A 334-nucleotide genomic window follows, 5' to 3' on the forward strand; every position below is an offset into this window, starting at 1 on the left:
ACTTAATGTTAAGTGTTTTGAGAACTCAATTTTATTTCGCACTAATATTAAAAACCGCGACATCGTCGCCATCTCTTCATATTAATACTATCAGCTTTCCAAATTGTTAAAGAACGATACATAGCAAAAAAGCTATGTGTTTTTTTTGCTATTCCACTTCAAGTGGAATAAACAAGCATATCTGTGTGAACACTCAAATACACGGATGTATTTGTGTCGACTTGGCATGGATGCCATATTGTCGACCCAGCAGGATCAAGTTAGTCGTTAAGGTAAGGAGGTGATCCAGCCCCAGGTTCCCCTAGGGCTACCTTGTTACGACTTCACCCCAGTC

Annotated in this window: 1 rRNA gene; it reads right to left on the reverse strand. The window is 39.8% G+C overall.

From position 1 onward, the window contains the following. Positions 1 to 273 precede the first annotated feature (273 nt). Positions 274 to 334 (reverse strand): 16S ribosomal RNA (locus Q0791_RS25120); the annotation flags it as partial.

This window comes from uncultured Shewanella sp., assembly GCF_947495455.1.
Classification (GTDB): domain Bacteria; phylum Pseudomonadota; class Gammaproteobacteria; order Enterobacterales; family Shewanellaceae; genus Shewanella.